We start from the raw sequence: 16484 nt of genomic DNA on the forward strand, positions 1-16484 counted from the left end.
TTAAACTTCTTAGAAATAACCATAATTCCGTTTGACAGAAAGATCTACTCTTTTTCGATCCTTCAACCGAATCTTTTCAAGGTGAATTTTTAGTTGATCTTCTAATGATTCTGTTTCATCTATATATTGCTTTCCTCTTGTATAGATTGCTTTTGATTGAATTTCTTCTTCTTTTTTAAATGCTGCAAAATGAAGTGTCCATTTAGGCTTTGCATAACTATACATCGCTGATTTTACTTTAAAAAAGTAGGTTTCATGGGCTTTACCTTTTATGGTAATATCTCTGCTTCCTATAAACAATATAGAATCTTTGTCTTTAAGTCCTTCATTCTTTAAAATAATAGCCTCGTATATTTTCTCTTTCGTTAAAAACTCTTTCGGTAAAACATCCAATCTACCTATTTCTTTTAATCTGGTAAAGAGATGGTAGCGTCCTTTGATATCTTTTGCCAAATCATAAAGCAGTTTTTTAGGCACATCCTGATTTGATCTAATCAATTCAGCTATATACGTTGTTTTTACTTCAGTGTTTTCCAGTAAGCCAATTTTAGAAAATAACTCTTTGCTATTTTTATCTTGCGCAAAAGGCATTAAAATCTTTATATAAGATTCTAACAAGTTTCCAGTATTTCGATTATAATTTGTAGTTCCTGCAAGTCTATCTTTTCTCTTATTGATCGTATAACTTAATTGTCTTTTTAATTCAATTCTGGCTTCTGTAAGTATCTGACTTTTGTATTTACGATATTCTTTAGGTTTGATCAATTCTTTTTCTACAAGCCCTGCAAGCAGATGATATATAGGCTCTTTATAGTCATCAACAGTTGTATAGTTGAGAAGTTCAGGAAATAATTCTTTGGTAAGAGCTAAGCTATCCCTTAGCTCCAAGAACATCAGTTTGATACTCGATTTTTTGTTCGTAATTGGGATATCTGTTCTTAGCAATTTTAAAAGCTTCTTTAACGACTTTTTGTTCTTCTCTTTTGCCAAAGATTTAAAAATAGCTATTTGACTGTAAGGGTTGTTAAATGATTCTTTATACAAGTCTTCGGTAAATTCTTCTACCTTCTTTGATTTCAATTCTGTTAACTGACCGATCAAATAATCTTTGATCAATTGTTGATTGGAATTCAGAGATTTATCCTGAACCAAGGCAATTAACTGGTTTATATGTTCTTTCTTAAACTTTATCTCAGAATAACTATCAAAAGCAATACTGTCTCCATTTTTAAGAGCTTTTACAAATACTGCTACTTTGTCTTGAAAAAGGTCATCTGTACTGCCTGTTTCTTTTTGGGGTTGAAACGTATTGAAAAACTCTCTTACAAATTCACTGTCTTCGTGGCGTACATCAACTAGAGTTTTAAGAGTATAGAGTTTTCTGTCTACCAGAATTTTCTTCACTTTAATAGCTCTGTCTGAAAGAGTGTCTCTCATTAAATAGGTTATGCTCTCATTTCCGAAGGCATCTTTTCCAGCTGTTTTATTGGTTATTTTAAACTTCTCTTTCCATCTATAGTAATCTCCCCCATTTTCAACTATTTGTTTCAAATGAAATTTTGTCAAATCGACTCTAGCAAACCTGTCAATCTCATAATTCCATAAAGAGTCTATGTTCTTAAAAGATTTCCAATCATGAAACTTCTTTAACTTGACTTCTATATGCTCATTGGTTTTTGCATAATAGTTTGTTGTTTTTACATAGGGTTCATATTTCTTTTTGCTATTACGAATTCCATTATGTTCATAGCTAGGCTTTACTCTTGTTTTTACCGAATAATGTAAACTGGTATCTTTCTTTACTTCCAGATCATCTTTATTTTGCTTCAATGTTGTTAGTTTAAAAGAATCGAAAAAAGCAGTAGGTTCTGTAGAATCTTTACTGATCTTTCCCATCAGATAATAGTAGCCTCCTTTGATAATCGTTTTTAGGTGTGTGTATTTTTCTTTGTCTGTTTTGGTAGATTTTGAAATATAAACCCTCGATTTTCCTTCTCCTTCATATCTTCCTTTATCTAAGGTCAGTTCCATATTTTTATAAAAACGATCATGAATTCTTTTCAATTCAAAATCGTCTTCTTCAATATATTTCAAATCATTCAAAACAACCTCTTTCAGAAAATAATAGTTGCCTTGCGCATCCATACTTTGCACAAAACGATTTCCCATTTCTTTAGAGTTGTTAAACGTATAAAACTTAGGCATTGTAACCTCAAATCCTTTATGCTTTGGAGCTACTGTTATAAGTTCGCCGGAAAGATCTTTAAGTTCAATCGAGTCGAAAAAAAGTTTACTGTTTTTCAAGACGTACTTTCGTTTTCCTGCCATTTTAAAAACAACAACTTCCAACGGTGTTAAGAATATTTGGTATCTCTGATAATCTCCTACTTTAGTTTGATTGACAATATCTAGACCTTTATAGCCATTTTTCTCGATCTCTTTCTTACTAACAATATTACCGGGAATATTCTCGAAAAGGATTTTATCCATATCGGTAAGTGATCGAATTTCACCTCCAAAAGAAGTCATTGTATTAATTCTTGCAATTGTATAATAGGCTCCGTTTTGAATATTTGGACTCAGGCAAATAGTAAATCCTTTGTACCCTAATTCATATAGCTTACTTGGAGAGTTCACAGAAAAGAATTTATCGCTACCCACTCTTCTTTTGTACGTAACCTTTGCTTCTTTTTCTTCAATTTCTTCTTTGATCTTTTTTCCTTTCGAAGTAATCTTTGACCCCAAAGGAGTTACTGTATACCCTCTGTCTCTTAGTTTTTGAATCACTCCTTTTTCTCCTGCCAAATGTGCAGCTCCAATAGCAGAAAAAACACTTCCATGCTTCACTAGAGAGTCAATACTTTTCACCATATCCTCATTTCGGATATAGAGCATATTTTCTAGATATTTATCATTGTATAAAGCCGCATTAATTGAGTCTAACAATGCTATATTTCTGTCTCTGTATAAATCTGACATCAGGTTAGCAACTCCTTTTTCCTTCATCATCTTCTGCAACCATACATCAGGTGATTCTTTAACAAAATTTCCTTTCGTTGCTTCTTTTACCAAATTTGAGGAACGTTCTATATCTTCTAACCCAACTACTTTTTTATTGTATTTACTACCACTTTGAAAAATAAACATATCTAAATATGTTTCTTCCTGAAAGTCTAGCATCATTGGACTGGTTCTGTATAGAATACCGTTAAGTACATAATGTTCGTTCGATAAAAAGCCTGAAATCTCACTTATGTTAGGCGGATCGAATTGAAATTGTTCGTTGTAGAAGTTTTTCCCTGAAGAATTTGTATGATTGTAATTCCCCATAAGCTCGCCGGATTCGAATGAATATTCCAGCCAATTTTCTGGATTCGATTCCAATGCCACATAGTCTGATTTTAGCAAGGATTCGAAAAACACGTCATCTAAATGGAATGCAATACGTTCACTTACATGCATTGTTCCATACAAGTAAGAGTCTTTTTTAAGGTCGTTGCCGGAAATTTTCCATAGCAAACTATTCTGTGCCTCAGTTACATGAGTACACAAAAACGATAGAAATAATAATGTAAATAGCTTTTTCATAATATTTTTTTAGAGGAACAGTCTAAAATAATCAATTTTCAATACTTATCAAAGTAACAATACGCTACTGGGAGAAATTACACTAAAAAACAAACCGTTTGATGAGTAAACAAAAAAGCCGCTCCAACAGGAGCGGCTTTTTCTATTTTATTTTTCCTTTTAGAAGTCTTGATTTACATCCCAAGCTTCTAATGTTTCTTTTAGCGTTTTAATAAACATTCCTCCAAGAGCACCATTTACTACTCTGTGATCGTAAGAATGTGAAACAAACATCTTCTGACGGATTCCAATAAAGTCTCCTTCAGGAGTTTCAATCACAGCAGGAACTTTTCTAATAGCTCCCAAAGCTAAGATCGCTACCTGAGGTTGGTTGATAATTGGAGTTCCCATTACAGAACCAAAACTTCCTACGTTAGTTACGGTATATGTTCCTCCTTGGATCTCATCTGGCTTTAATTGATTTGCTCTCGCTCTGTTTGCTAGATCATTTACTTGTTTGGTCATTCCAACTAAGTTTAACTGATCTGCATTCTTGATTACTGGAACAATCAAGTTTCCATCAGGCAATGCTGCTGCCATTCCTAAGTTGATGTTCTTCTTTTTGATAATAGAATCTCCTTGTACAGAAATATTGATTAGTGGAAATTTCTTGATTGTCGAAGCAACTGCTTGCATTAGTATAGGAGTAAAGGTTAGTTTCTCTCCTTCTCTCTTAAAGAATGCGTCTTTTACTTTACTTCTCCACTTTACAATATTGGTTACATCAATTTCAATAAATGATTGTACATGAGCAGATGTTTGTACTGAGTCTACCATGTGTTTTGAAACCAATTTCCCCATACGGCTCATCTCAATAATTTCATCTTCACCATTCACAGAAATCGGAGTTGCTTTTGCAACTTCTTTTTTCTCTGTTTTTGCCGGAGCGGCTTTTGGAGCCGGAGCAGCTTTCGGTGCTGCACTTCTATTCTCTACATATTCTAAGATATCATTCTTAGTTACTCTACCGTCTTTTCCTGAACCTGCAATGCTTTCCAACTCTTGCATGCTCACTCCTTCTGTTTGAGCAATGTTTCTTACCAATGGCGAGAAGAACTTTCCTGAATCAGATGTTTTTGCAATAGGTTGAGAAGTTGTCTCAATAGCAGCTTCTACTGTTTTTTCAACCTCTGCAACTTCTTTTGGTGCTTCTTCTGTTTTTGGTGCCGGTGTACTTGCTACAACTTCACCTCCTTCAGTTTCTATAATGGCTATAGTTTGCCCTACTTCTACAACAGCGTCTTTTTCAAATAAAATTTCTACTAAGGTTCCTTCAACTTCACTAGGTACTTCTGAGTCTACTTTATCAGTAGCGATCTCTACGATTGCTTCATCCATTTCAATAGTATCCCCAACTTCTTTTAACCAAGTTGTGATCGTTGCTTCTGCAACACTCTCTCCCATTTTAGGTAACTTAACTTCAAATTTTGCCATTGTAGATTTCTTTTTGAGATTGCGAAAGTACGAAAAATGAGTGACTTTTCCTCGATTTTTCTAATTGAATAATTCTTTTGAAAATAATTTTTTATTAAGAAATTCTTAAAAAGAAGCTAATAAATTGATATTTACTTGTAAATAAATCAGTTTTACGGATTTTTGTTGAGAATTTCACAATTTAAGAAATCCAGTCTTTTGGAGTTTTTAAAACAGCGATTAACTTTTCTTCTTTACTCCCTTTTTCCGGGTGGTGATCATATTTCCATTGAACAGTTGGTGGTAAACTCATCAAAATACTTTCAATTCGCCCATTGGTTTTTAAACCAAACAAGGTTCCTCTGTCGTGCACCAAATTGAATTCTACATAGCGTCCTCTTCGCACTTCTTGCCAATCTTTATGAGCTTGTTCGTACGTCAATTCCCTCCTTCTTTGCACAATAGGCACATAACTTTCTAAAAAGCTGTTTCCTACTTCCGTTACAAAATCATAACGGTCTTGCATGCTAAACTCATCCGTTTCTTTTAAGTAATCGAAAAACAAGCCTCCAACTCCACGAGCCTCATTTCTGTGAGCATTCCAAAAATACTCATCACAGGTCTTTTTAAATTTTGGATAAAAATCTGCGTGATGTTTATCACATGCGTTCTTACATACTGTGTGGAAATGAATAGCATCTTCATCAAACAAGTAATAAGGAGTCAGATCTTGCCCGCCTCCAAACCATTGAGTAACAATATTCCCTTCTCCGTCATACATTTCAAAGTAACGCCAGTTGGCATGTACTGTAGGAATCATTGGGTTTTTAGGATGCAATACCAAACTTAACCCACATGCAAAGAAATCTCCTGCTTTTACTCCAAATTGTTTCCTTAAAGGCTCCGGTAATTCTCCATGTACTGCCGAAATGTTTACCCCTCCTTTTTCAAAAATATTTCCATTTTCGATAACTCGGGTTCTACCTCCACCTCCTTCCGGACGTTTCCATAGGTCTTCCTGAAATGTTGCTTTCCCGTCTATCTCTTCTAATTTAGAAGTTATACGGTCTTGTAAATCTTGTATGTATTGATAAAATTGATCTTTCATTTAATCTTGTTGAATTCTTTTGACAGTTATTTCAGTTGCAGCAGTAACAGAAAGAGGAAGTACTAAAATTACTCCAACTACAGGGATTAATAAAAACAGCATAAATATAACTCCATTTCCTGTAGCCAAGCCTCTGTTTCTTTTTACAAATTTGACACTGTCTGTATAATTAAAATGCCTTTCCAGCGTGTAATCCATATTTCCAAAGCCGGCAAAATAGGCTTGCATCAAAAACAATAAAATAGTAGAAAAAATCCCAATCACAGGAATCAACCCTATCAATAGAATAGGAAGCGTTAGTATTAATTCTCTTATCAAGTTTCTCAAACTTATTCGAATCCCTCGTATCAATAATTCAAAGGAGGAAGATTCTGTAGCTTGTGCTTCTTTCCCTATTATATGCTCTTCTATTTTTTTAGAAACGGGTCCCATAAAAGGTGCAGACAAGGCTAAAACAATATGTTTAAATAATAGAAATCCTAGAACTACAATGATTAGTCCTCCAAAAACTGTACTTATGGTAGTAAACGTTTCCTTTCCAAACTCCCAAGACCAAAAGCTAGCAATATAGCCCCCAATATTGTCAGAAAAGGCATAGGATAATCCTCCGATAACAATTGCAGTTATAACACTAATTATCATAGGGACTACGAAAAATCTCCACAGTTTTAATTTTGATATCAACTGGAAGGCTCCAAAATATGCTTGAACTCCTTTGGTGATTCCTTGAATCATTATTGTATTTTTTTTTTGCTAAAGATATAAACTAACTTATTAGCTCTTCTACGATGAGCCAAATACTTTAGTTCTATAGTGCCAATAAAATTTTATATAAATTAGCCTTCAAATTTAGAGGAAAAACTCTAAATATTGTTTTTATTTTTCGTCAATTACCAAGCGCTGTCAGAAAGAATTTATGCTTTTGTCCCTTAAAAAATTCTTCTTTTTTCTGGTTATCTCTTTAAGCATTGTATCTGTCTATGCTCAAAAACCAGTATCTATCCATTTATCGGAAGAAGAAGGTCTGCCTGATATTGAGTTTTATGATATTCTTGAAGACAATGAAGGGTTTATATGGCTGGCAGCAGATAAAGGATTGTATAGATATGACGGGACTTCTTATCGAAATTACACTACAGATCACAAAAGAGGGCTCTCTGTTTTTAATTTAAAACTAGACAAACAAGGTAGAGTTTGGTGCAACAACATCTCAGGTCAGTTCTTTTATGTAGAAAAAGATTCTCTCAAACTGTTTATAGATCTAAAAGACAAGGTAAATCATCTCTTACCAAGATTCATTATTCGCAATGAGGAAGTAGAAGTTGCTACAGATATTGGTATTTACTCCATCAATAAGAAGACAAGAAAGATCACAGAACGAAAAAGACCTGATTTTGACAATCAAAAAACACCGGTATATGATTTGTTTGATCATAACTCATCGTTGTTTTACGCCACCACCAAGGTTTATAAAGTAGATGCTAGTGATACAAAATTACTGATTGCAAACCCTGATAGAAATTCAAGTCGTTTTTTTTCAATTCAAAACCAACTGTTTGTTTATGTTCAAAACAGAAATGTAGGGCAACGAAAGTTTAACAATAAGTTTTTGTGGTACAATGGCGATATGGTTCAGGAAATTTCATTTCCAAAGGAATTGATAGAACAGCGGATCACAAGAATTTCAACGATCAATAATCAGCTTCTAGTTTGTACAGACAATGGAGTCTTTGTTTTTAACTATAAAGATCAACAGTTTCTTTTTCAAAAGAAATTATTAGATGGTGTCTTTGTTACAAATGTTATACGAGATCGAGATGCTAATTATTGGTTTTCTACCATTAATAATGGTTTATACATTGTTCCAAATCTTGAGATCTCTAAATACCAATTTCCGGATGCTTTAAGCGATATAACTTCTATGGTATTGGTTTATGATCACCTTATCTACGGAACCAAAACCGGGAAAGTTGTTGTCAAGAATTTGAAATCAAAGCACTATTTTTCTTTTCCTCTCCTGAGCGATCTTGAAATTAACAATATTGTTTTCTCTCAACAGAGCAACAGCATTTTGATCAGCCAAGCATTTGATTCTTACATATGGAATCTATCCAACGCAACGATCTCTACGAAAAGAGGTTTTTCTTCAGCCAAAGACATTGCTCTCGCAAAAGAGCATAGCTTGGTGTTTTCCGGATCTAAACAATCTTATATTCTCAATGATTTTATCCCTTCACTAAAAACACTGAAAGCGCAGATAAAGAAACCTGTTTTTATTCCTTCGGTTTCTACCTCCAATGATTATTCTATGACTCTGTTAAGAAGTAAACGCTCTTATTCGAACATCTTTACTTCAAAAGGGTATGTATACGTAAGTTATGTAGATGGTGTATTCTTGTCGAAAGAAGATCATAATTCCTCTAAAGAGATCTTGTTTAACAAACGTTCTATTTTTGGTATTGACTTTCAAGAGACTTCTGATGGAATTGTATGGATCTCTACTTTCAAGAGCGGGGTTTTAGGGATTGTTGATGATCATGTGGTTTACAACTACAATACAACAAACGGTCTTCTTTCCAATCAAACATCTTTTTTAAAAGCTGATGGAAACAATCTTTGGGTATCTACAGAAAAAGGCCTTCAATTTATTGACCGTGGTAATGATTCTATTAAGAACTTAAATCTTCTGAGCGAACTTTCTTTAACAAAGATATCTTCTATTATCGCCACAAAAGACAAAGTATATATTGGAGGAAGTAAAGGTATTGTAGAGCTTGATAAGCAAACAGCTTTTAAAAAAGTAACTGCACCAAGGTTATATCTTACTTCTATTTTTATCAATAATGAAGATGTAGACTTAAGCGATAAATATCAATTGGATTACAATGATAATATTGAATTCAATTTTAACAGCAACGGATTCATGTCTAATAATACGATCACGTATTTGTATCGTTTGAAAGGATTAGACAAGCAGTGGAAAACTGCTGAAACAAATAAAATACGCTTCCCTTCTACTCCTCGTAAATCCTTTACTTTGGAGATTAAGGCAGTCAACAAAAAGAACCTAGCTGAGAGCAATCTCATTCCAATCAAGATCAAAGTAACGGCTCCTTTTTGGTTGCAATGGTGGTTTTATCTCATCTTAATATCCTTGATTAGCTTGTTCTATTTCTACCGATTGAAAAGATTGCGCATCAAACAGAAAGAAGCTATTGAAAAAGAGGTAATGAACAAGCAATTGATCCAATATCAATTGGAAAATTTGCGATCTCAAATGAATCCTCATTTTATTTTCAATGCGTTAAACTCTATTCAGGATTATATTCTAACGGATGAGCAGTACAATGCAAGCATGTATCTTTCTGATTTTTCCAAACTCATCAGAAAATACCTAGAGCAAAGTAGAAGGCTGGAAATTACATTGGAAGAAGAAATGGAAACCTTGCAATTGTATTTGGAATTAGAAAAGGCTCGATTTAACAATGCTTTGGATTATCAGGTAACTCTTCTCAAGTCTATGAATACAAGATCTATTCTTGTTCCTACATTATTTATTCAGCCTTATGTAGAGAATGCCATTAAACATGGTCTTTTGCATAAGAAAGGTGACAAACAACTTATCGTTTCTTTCAATGCAAACGAAGATCGAAGTGAGCTTACTTGTACTATTGAAGACAATGGCATAGGACGAAAAGCTTCAGAAGAGATTAATAAAAGAAAAGAAAAATACCATCAGTCATTTTCTACAGATGCTACAGAAAGTAGAATTGATTTATTAAACAAAGGACAGGAACAAAAAATAAAAAGTAGTATTTTAGATTTATACGACTCGTCTAACAATCCTACAGGAACAAAAGTTATTTTAAAAATCCCCATACTAAAATAAAATGAAGGCACTTATTATTGATGACGAAGAAAGAGCAAGGAATTTACTATCTACAGTAATTACAAATCGGTGTGAGCATATCACAGATCTCAAAACAGCTTCTGATCTAGAGGAAGGAATTGAGGTGATTAAAGAGTTCCAACCTCATATTGTCTTTCTAGATATCGAAATGCCTAATTATTCCGGATTGCAAATTTTAGACTTTTTTAAACCTGAGGAAGTTAATTTTCAAATCATTTTCACTACTGCTTACGATCAATATGCCATTCAGGCTTTCAAACTTTCGGCAGTAGATTATTTATTGAAACCCATCAATGTTCAAGAACTTTTATTAGCCATCAACAAAGCTGCTCAGCTTATCCAGCAAAAGAGTATGGCTACTGACATTAAGGATCTTAAGCAGACTTTTCAAAAGCTTTCACTAAACACCATTATTTTAGAAATTCCTAAAGGTGTATTGTTTACTCCTTTTGAAGAGATCAAGTATTTTGAAGCTGATGGAATGTACACAAAAGTATATTTGACAGAGGATCGTGTAGAGCTTATTTGCAAGCCTATCAAATTCTTTTCTAATCAACTTGAAGAGAACCAACTTTTCTTCAAACCTCATCGATCTTATCTGATCAATATAAAGCACGTAAGACAATTAACTCGACAAGATGGTGTTTTCTTAACCATGAGTGATCAAAAGAATATTCCTATCTCTAAAGACAAGAAAGACGAGTTTATAGAGCTTGCCAACAGGTCTTTTAACATTTGATACAAAATCAAGTGTTTTTCTAAAATGCTTTAGAAAAAAATTCAATATTTTAATAAGTAAACTCCCGTATTTCATAAACATCTGCCTTCCACGGGGCATTTATTGGGCACTTTTGTTAGCAACAATAACATGTAAAACTTATAAAAGTAAACAAATCTGGGGGCAGGTACTTTTATACAACTTCTTTCATTAGTTAGATGAACATGGGGACTTTTCACAAAGGCTTTCTTGCCTGAGAAAGCCTTGTGAACACAGTATGATCAAATAGCTGTTTCCAAATTTTACTTTTCGAAGAGACTCATTCACATCTAACACTGTAAATTATGACAAAGAAGTTACTTTTCATCAGCTTAATGCTTACAGCAATGACCAGTATAGCTCAGGTAGGTATAGGAACTACAAATCCTAACACTTCTGCTCAACTGGATATTGTATCGACAGACAAAGGAGTTTTAATTCCTAGGGTAGCCTTACAAAGTACGACAGACGGTTCAACCATTGCCAATGGTAATGTTGTTAGTCTATTAGTCTTTAACACACAAACAGCAAACGATGTTGTGCCGGGCTTTTATTATTGGCACAATCTCAAATGGAATCAAATTCTAAATATCGATGACATTGCTTCTTTAGATTTTTCCAATGATGCTTTTAACAATAACACTACGACCAATGCGGTAGAATTGAACACAAAATCTGATGGAGTTAGCGACAGAGATCCTAATACTCAATTCACAATCCTTGATGCAGGAAATGTAGGAATTGGTACAGCTTCACCTAATATGTCCTCCATATTAGACCTTAACTCTCCCAACAAAGGTATCTTGATACCAAGGGTAGCCTTACAAAGTACGGCAGACAATTTGACCATTTCCAACGGGAATGCACTAAGTTTAATTGTTTTCAACACCACAAACAACACCAATATTACTCCCGGCTTTTATTATTGGGATGGTTTAAAATGGAATCAGTTTGCCAATACAGATATTATTGAGCAGTTACGAATAGATATTCAAACTGTAGAAGACAATGTAGATCTGAGAAAAGTTGGAAGTACTACTCATATGACAAAAGATGCCGGAGTTGGGGGAACAGGTACCTCTGAAGGAAGCGGGTCTCGAAATATATTTATTGGTGCAGAAACAGGGTTTAGCAATACTACCGGAAATGGAAACATCTTTGTAGGAGACAGAGCCGGTAGAGCCAATACTTCCGGAGCCAGCAACCACTTTATAGGGCGTGAAGCCGGGTTGAACAATACAACAGGATACGGAAACTACTTCTTAGGAAGAGGAGCCGGAATTTCTAATACCACAGGGAATACCAACATGTTCTTCGGATTGTTAGCCGGAGGAAACAATACAGAAGGAGGTAGAAACATTTTTATAGGGTCAAGTACAGGGTTAAATAATGGTCCAAATAGTCAGGATAATCTTTTCATAGGAATTGAAGCGGGTAGAGAGAATCAGGGAAGCAATAACTTGTTTTTAGGAACCAATACCGGAAGATTAAACGACACAGGAAATTTAAATGTTTCTGTCGGAAATCAATCAGGATATTCCAATACCGCAGGTAGTGGAAACACAAATTTAGGTTATCAATCTGCGCGAAGAGTTGCAACAGGGGCATACAATACTAATTTAGGTTTTAGAGCTGGATTTGGGGGTGTTGATGCCTCTGGAAGCAACAATGTAAATATTGGAGCAAATACGGGCCTAGAATTAACTACTGGTAGAGATAATGCATTCTTAGGGTCTCTAGCTGGACGAGTTACAACTACAGGATATAGAAATACATTTTTAGGGTATACTGCAGGTTCTTCAAATACAACAGGATATAATAACACACTAGTAGGAGCTAATGCGGCTAGTGGTTTAACAGAAGGGAATGATAATACTTACGTCGGTTATTATGCTGGACCAAGAAGTGAAAGTATAGGAAGTTCAAATACAATATTTGGAGCTCATGCTGGAGGAAAATTATCTACAGGAAGTAATAATACTTTTTTAGGTCACCAATCAGGAATAGAAGTTACTACTGGAGGATTTAATGTAGCAATTGGTAAAGAATCTGATCGATATCTAACAACTGGAGCAGGTAATATTTCTTTAGGATATAGAGCAGGAGGATCTACTACAGGAAATAGAAATATAGTAATTGGATATCGTTCTAATATAGATCCAATAGCGAGTAATCGTTTAAACATAGGAAACTTAATTTATGGTACTGGAGTTAATACAGGAACCGAAACTATGGTAAGTAATGGAAGTATTGGTATTGGTACTGCCAACCCTAAGGCAAACGCTATTTTAGATATGTCTGATGTAAATAACCAAGGAGTTTTAATGCCAAAAGTAGCCTTAACAGGAACTACTGATATGACTACTGTAGATATTACCACTATTGGCACAGAAGATTCTAAGAACCTATTGGTTTACAATACCGCTACAGTGGCCGATGTTACTGAAGGGTATTACTTTTGGAATGGTGATGCAACCAATGGTCAGTGGCAAAAGTTAGCAACAAGATCAGAAGTTGAAAACAATACTGTATTTACTTCAAATTCTACAGCTACATTAATTTCGAATGCTTTTCACAGACCTCTAGCTCCACTCAACTACAGCCAAGCTAGTTTCATGATAGGATCTAGTAGCTTGAACAATCTTCCTAACTCAGATGATGATCGAAAAATGTATTTCAATAGAAATCGAGCTGCTTTTAGAGCCGGTCATGTTGAGTCTACACAATGGGATGAAGCCAACGTTGGAATATACTCGGCTGCTTTTGGAAGTAATACAACTGCCAGCGGCCCCGCTTCATTCGCTGCTGGAACTTCTTCAATTGCCACTAGTTTTGGATCAATCGCAATTGGTAATGGTGCTAGGTCTTCCAATTTTGGATCAATCGCTTTGGGTACTAGTGCTATTTCTAGTGGATTTAATAGTTTTGCCGTAGGTAGCACCTCTAATGCAAGTAACACTCATGCTGTTGCAATAGGAGTAAATACTCAAGCTGTGGGAGCTCAATCATTTGCTTTAGGTTCTTCTGCTACCGCTGAGTCTTTTGGACAATTCTCTTTAGGAATGTACCCTACTGTTACCACCGGGGATATTGCCAACTATGTAGCTACCGATCGTTTATTTGTGGTAGGTAACGGAGAGCATGCAGGTTTGAGAAGCGATGCTTTGAGCATCTTAAAGAATGGAAATACAACCATAAACGGGTCATTAGCTTTAAATAGTACTGATGGAGGATTTTTAATGCCTCGTGTTGCCTTAACAGGAACTTCAGACACCACTACCATTGCTACAGGAAATGTAGAAGGGTTGTTGGTATACAATACAGCAAATTCAGGCGGGGTTACTCCAGGGTTTTATTCTTGGAATGGAACTGCTTGGGAAGCTTTGGGAGGAGGAAGTGCTTCCGCAGCGATTACTACAACAGGAAGTATTACCAGCAATGCTACCGGAAATATTACAACAGATGATTTTGTTTTTGGATCTAGCAGCTTACACAACCAAGTCGGGACAGATGATGATAGACGCTTTTTCTTTGACAAAAGCAAAGGGGCTTTTAGAGCAGGATACGCTTTTGCAAATCAATGGGATGATGCTAACGTAGGAGTCGCCTCCATGGCCTTAGGACATAGTTCTATAGCCTCCGGATTGAATTCCATTGCTATAGGAAGTACTTCAATTGTTTCCGGTTCAAGTGCTGTTTCTTTAGGTAGTAGTAGTACAGTATCTAATCAGTATGGCATATCAGTCGGGACCAGCAATACAGTTTCATCTCCTTTTGGACATTCATTTGGTTCTCACAATACTGTTAGCGGTCAAGAAGCTACTGCTGTAGGTACTCGCGTAAATGTTAGCGGACTTTTTAGCACCGGAATGGGATTCAATATAACTTCTGAATCATACGGACAGGTAACTTTGGGGTATCACAATACAAATGTTGTAGGAGATGCAATCAACGCTGTAGCTACCGATAGATTGTTGGTGGTTGGAAACGGAACTACTTCAGTAAAAAGTGATGCGTTAACCTTATTTAAAGATGGAAACATGACCATTGCCGGAGGTTTAACTACAGCTACAAAATTATATCCTGATTATGTTTTTGAAAACTATGTAAATGGTAGCTCTAAAATGAACAAGACCTACACTTTCAAGTCTATAGAAGAAGTAGAATCGTTTATCAAAGCCAACAAGCATTTACCGGGTGTTACAGGAATCAAAAACTTGAAGAAAACAAAAGACGGATATCAGGTTAATCTTACAGAGTTATCTACTCAAACTTTAGAAAAAGTAGAGGAATTATATCTGCACACGATAGAACAACACAAGAAGATCAACAAACTTGAAGACGAGAACAAACTCCTAAAAGAGAGGTTGCAGAAAATTGAAGCTTTACTAGGCATCAAGAACTAATTATTTCTTCTAATTCAATTCAGGAATCATGAAAAAAATAATATTCATTGCAATCGTCTTGCTGTCATTTGGAGTTGAGAAAACCTTTTCTCAAACTACAAACACAGGAGTGTTCACTATTCTTCCCAATACGGAAGTAACCGTTACAAAAGAGTTTCAAAACAACGCAGGTGCTTATTTGGTAAACAACGGAGCGCTGTATTTAAATCATCATTTTACCAACAATGGTACCTGCACTTTTGATTCACAAATAAATGATGGAACTACTTATTTTGTAGGAACTTCAATGCAAGAAGTAGCAGGAAAAGAGGCTAGTCATTTCCTAAACATTGTCTTTGACAATACCGCTTCCGATATTACATATCAGCTAAAAAACAGTGTTTATGTATATGGTCAGGTTGATTTCTCGATGGGAATCATTTATAATGATCTTTTTGATGGACAATTCATCTTTCAAGAAGATGCAGATTTTATCAACGCATCCAACAGTAGCTATGTAAACGGTACTGTGCAAAAAAATGGAGATACCGAATTTCGTTTTCCCATAGGAAAAGACGGTCTTTTACGAAGTGCCTCCATCTCTGCTCCTGCCGATATTCAGGATGAAATTCAAGCTACTTACTTTTTAGAGAATAGCAACGCAACACATCCTCACGATCTAAAAGCCGGAATCATCGATTATGTAGAGCCTAATGAGTATTGGTCTATTAGTCAACAGAACGGAAGTTCACATGTAGCAATTACACTAACATGGGATGAGAATACAACCTCTTCTCATTTGTTAAACGCTCCTAAGACTTCTTTGCACGTACTTCGATGGGATGGCACTCAAGGTTTTTGGGTTGACGAAGGAGGTTTTGTAGACGAAGGCAATAGATCTGTTACAACAGTTGCAGAAGTTTCCGGATACGGAGTCTTCACATTAGGAACCATTAAAGAAGAGCATTACTTGGAAGGCGGACTGGTTGTTTACAACGGTGTTAGTCCAAATGGAGATGGGAAAAACGATTTCTTCTTTATTGATGGGATTGTCAACTTTCCTACAAACTCTGTAAAGATCTTCAATCGCTGGGGAGTAAAAGTTTTTGAAACCCAAGGATATAACGAATCTGATAATGTTTTTAACGGAACTTCTGAAGGAAGACTAACCGTTAACTCCAATGAAAAACTCCCTACAGGAACTTACTTCTATGTTTTGAACTATGAAGTGAATAATAAAACAGTGAAAAAATCTGGGTACTTGTATTTAAATAACGATTAACA

Annotated in this window: 8 protein-coding genes; 4 read left to right on the forward strand and 4 right to left on the reverse strand. The window is 35.2% G+C overall.

Translation table 11 applies throughout. The annotated features are described in order from the left end of the window. Positions 1-9: 9 nt before the first annotated feature. From ACFSRZ_RS02025 to ACFSRZ_RS02040, 4 genes are all read right to left on the reverse strand, one after another. The gene (locus ACFSRZ_RS02025) at positions 10-3588 is read right to left on the reverse strand and encodes a TraB/GumN family protein (RefSeq protein ID WP_379664852.1); all 3579 of its coding nucleotides are present in this window, start codon (positions 3586-3588) and stop codon (positions 10-12) included. Positions 3589-3747: 159 nt separating this feature from the next. Further along, on the reverse strand, positions 3748-5061 hold the full coding sequence (locus ACFSRZ_RS02030; RefSeq protein ID WP_379664853.1) for a dihydrolipoamide acetyltransferase family protein: 1314 nt from the start codon (positions 5059-5061) through the stop codon (positions 3748-3750). Between the two features lie 181 nt (positions 5062-5242). Continuing rightward, on the reverse strand, positions 5243-6148 hold the full coding sequence (hemF, locus tag ACFSRZ_RS02035; RefSeq protein WP_379664854.1) for an oxygen-dependent coproporphyrinogen oxidase: 906 nt from the start codon (positions 6146-6148) through the stop codon (positions 5243-5245). Then, positions 6149-6883, reverse strand: coding sequence for an EI24 domain-containing protein (locus tag ACFSRZ_RS02040; protein WP_379664855.1), 735 nt, complete (start codon positions 6881-6883; stop codon positions 6149-6151). It lies immediately after the preceding gene. A 181-nt stretch (positions 6884-7064) separates the two neighbouring features. On the opposite strand from ACFSRZ_RS02040, the gene ACFSRZ_RS02045 reads away from it, so the two are divergent. The 4 genes from ACFSRZ_RS02045 to ACFSRZ_RS02060 all read left to right on the forward strand — a co-directional run bounded on the left by ACFSRZ_RS02045 (position 7065) and on the right by ACFSRZ_RS02060 (position 16482). Next, positions 7065-10037, forward strand: a complete 2973-nt coding sequence (locus ACFSRZ_RS02045; protein ID WP_379664856.1) for a sensor histidine kinase — start codon at positions 7065-7067, stop codon at positions 10035-10037. A gap of 1 nt (position 10038) precedes the next feature. Next, a complete protein-coding gene (locus tag ACFSRZ_RS02050; protein ID WP_379664857.1) occupies positions 10039-10797 on the forward strand; it encodes a LytR/AlgR family response regulator transcription factor in 759 nt (252 codons plus the stop codon). Positions 10798-11120: 323 nt separating this feature from the next. Then, complete coding sequence (locus ACFSRZ_RS02055) at positions 11121-15221, forward strand: beta strand repeat-containing protein (protein WP_379664858.1); 4101 nt, start codon at positions 11121-11123, stop codon at positions 15219-15221. Positions 15222-15249: 28 nt separating this feature from the next. Next, positions 15250-16482, forward strand: coding sequence for a gliding motility-associated C-terminal domain-containing protein (locus ACFSRZ_RS02060; RefSeq protein WP_379664859.1), 1233 nt, complete (start codon positions 15250-15252; stop codon positions 16480-16482). Positions 16483-16484 lie beyond the last annotated feature (2 nt).

Origin of the sequence: Pseudotenacibaculum haliotis, from assembly GCF_042684245.1 — a bacterium.
GTDB classification, from domain to species: domain Bacteria; phylum Bacteroidota; class Bacteroidia; order Flavobacteriales; family Flavobacteriaceae; genus Polaribacter; species Polaribacter haliotis_A.

What these genes read in the sequence shown, in the direction of transcription:
- ACFSRZ_RS02025 (WP_379664852.1), bottom strand. Translation starts at nt 3,588, where the DNA reads ATGAAAAAGCTATTTACATTATTATTTCTATCGTTTTTGTGTACTCAT.
- ACFSRZ_RS02030 (WP_379664853.1), bottom strand. Translation starts at nt 5,061, where the DNA reads ATGGCAAAATTTGAAGTTAAGTTACCTAAAATGGGAGAGAGTGTTGCA.
- hemF (WP_379664854.1), bottom strand. Translation starts at nt 6,148, where the DNA reads ATGAAAGATCAATTTTATCAATACATACAAGATTTACAAGACCGTATA.
- ACFSRZ_RS02040 (WP_379664855.1), bottom strand. Translation starts at nt 6,883, where the DNA reads ATGATTCAAGGAATCACCAAAGGAGTTCAAGCATATTTTGGAGCCTTC.
- ACFSRZ_RS02045 (WP_379664856.1), top strand. Translation starts at nt 7,065, where the DNA reads ATGCTTTTGTCCCTTAAAAAATTCTTCTTTTTTCTGGTTATCTCTTTA.
- ACFSRZ_RS02050 (WP_379664857.1), top strand. Translation starts at nt 10,039, where the DNA reads ATGAAGGCACTTATTATTGATGACGAAGAAAGAGCAAGGAATTTACTA.
- ACFSRZ_RS02055 (WP_379664858.1), top strand. Translation starts at nt 11,121, where the DNA reads ATGACAAAGAAGTTACTTTTCATCAGCTTAATGCTTACAGCAATGACC.
- ACFSRZ_RS02060 (WP_379664859.1), top strand. Translation starts at nt 15,250, where the DNA reads ATGAAAAAAATAATATTCATTGCAATCGTCTTGCTGTCATTTGGAGTT.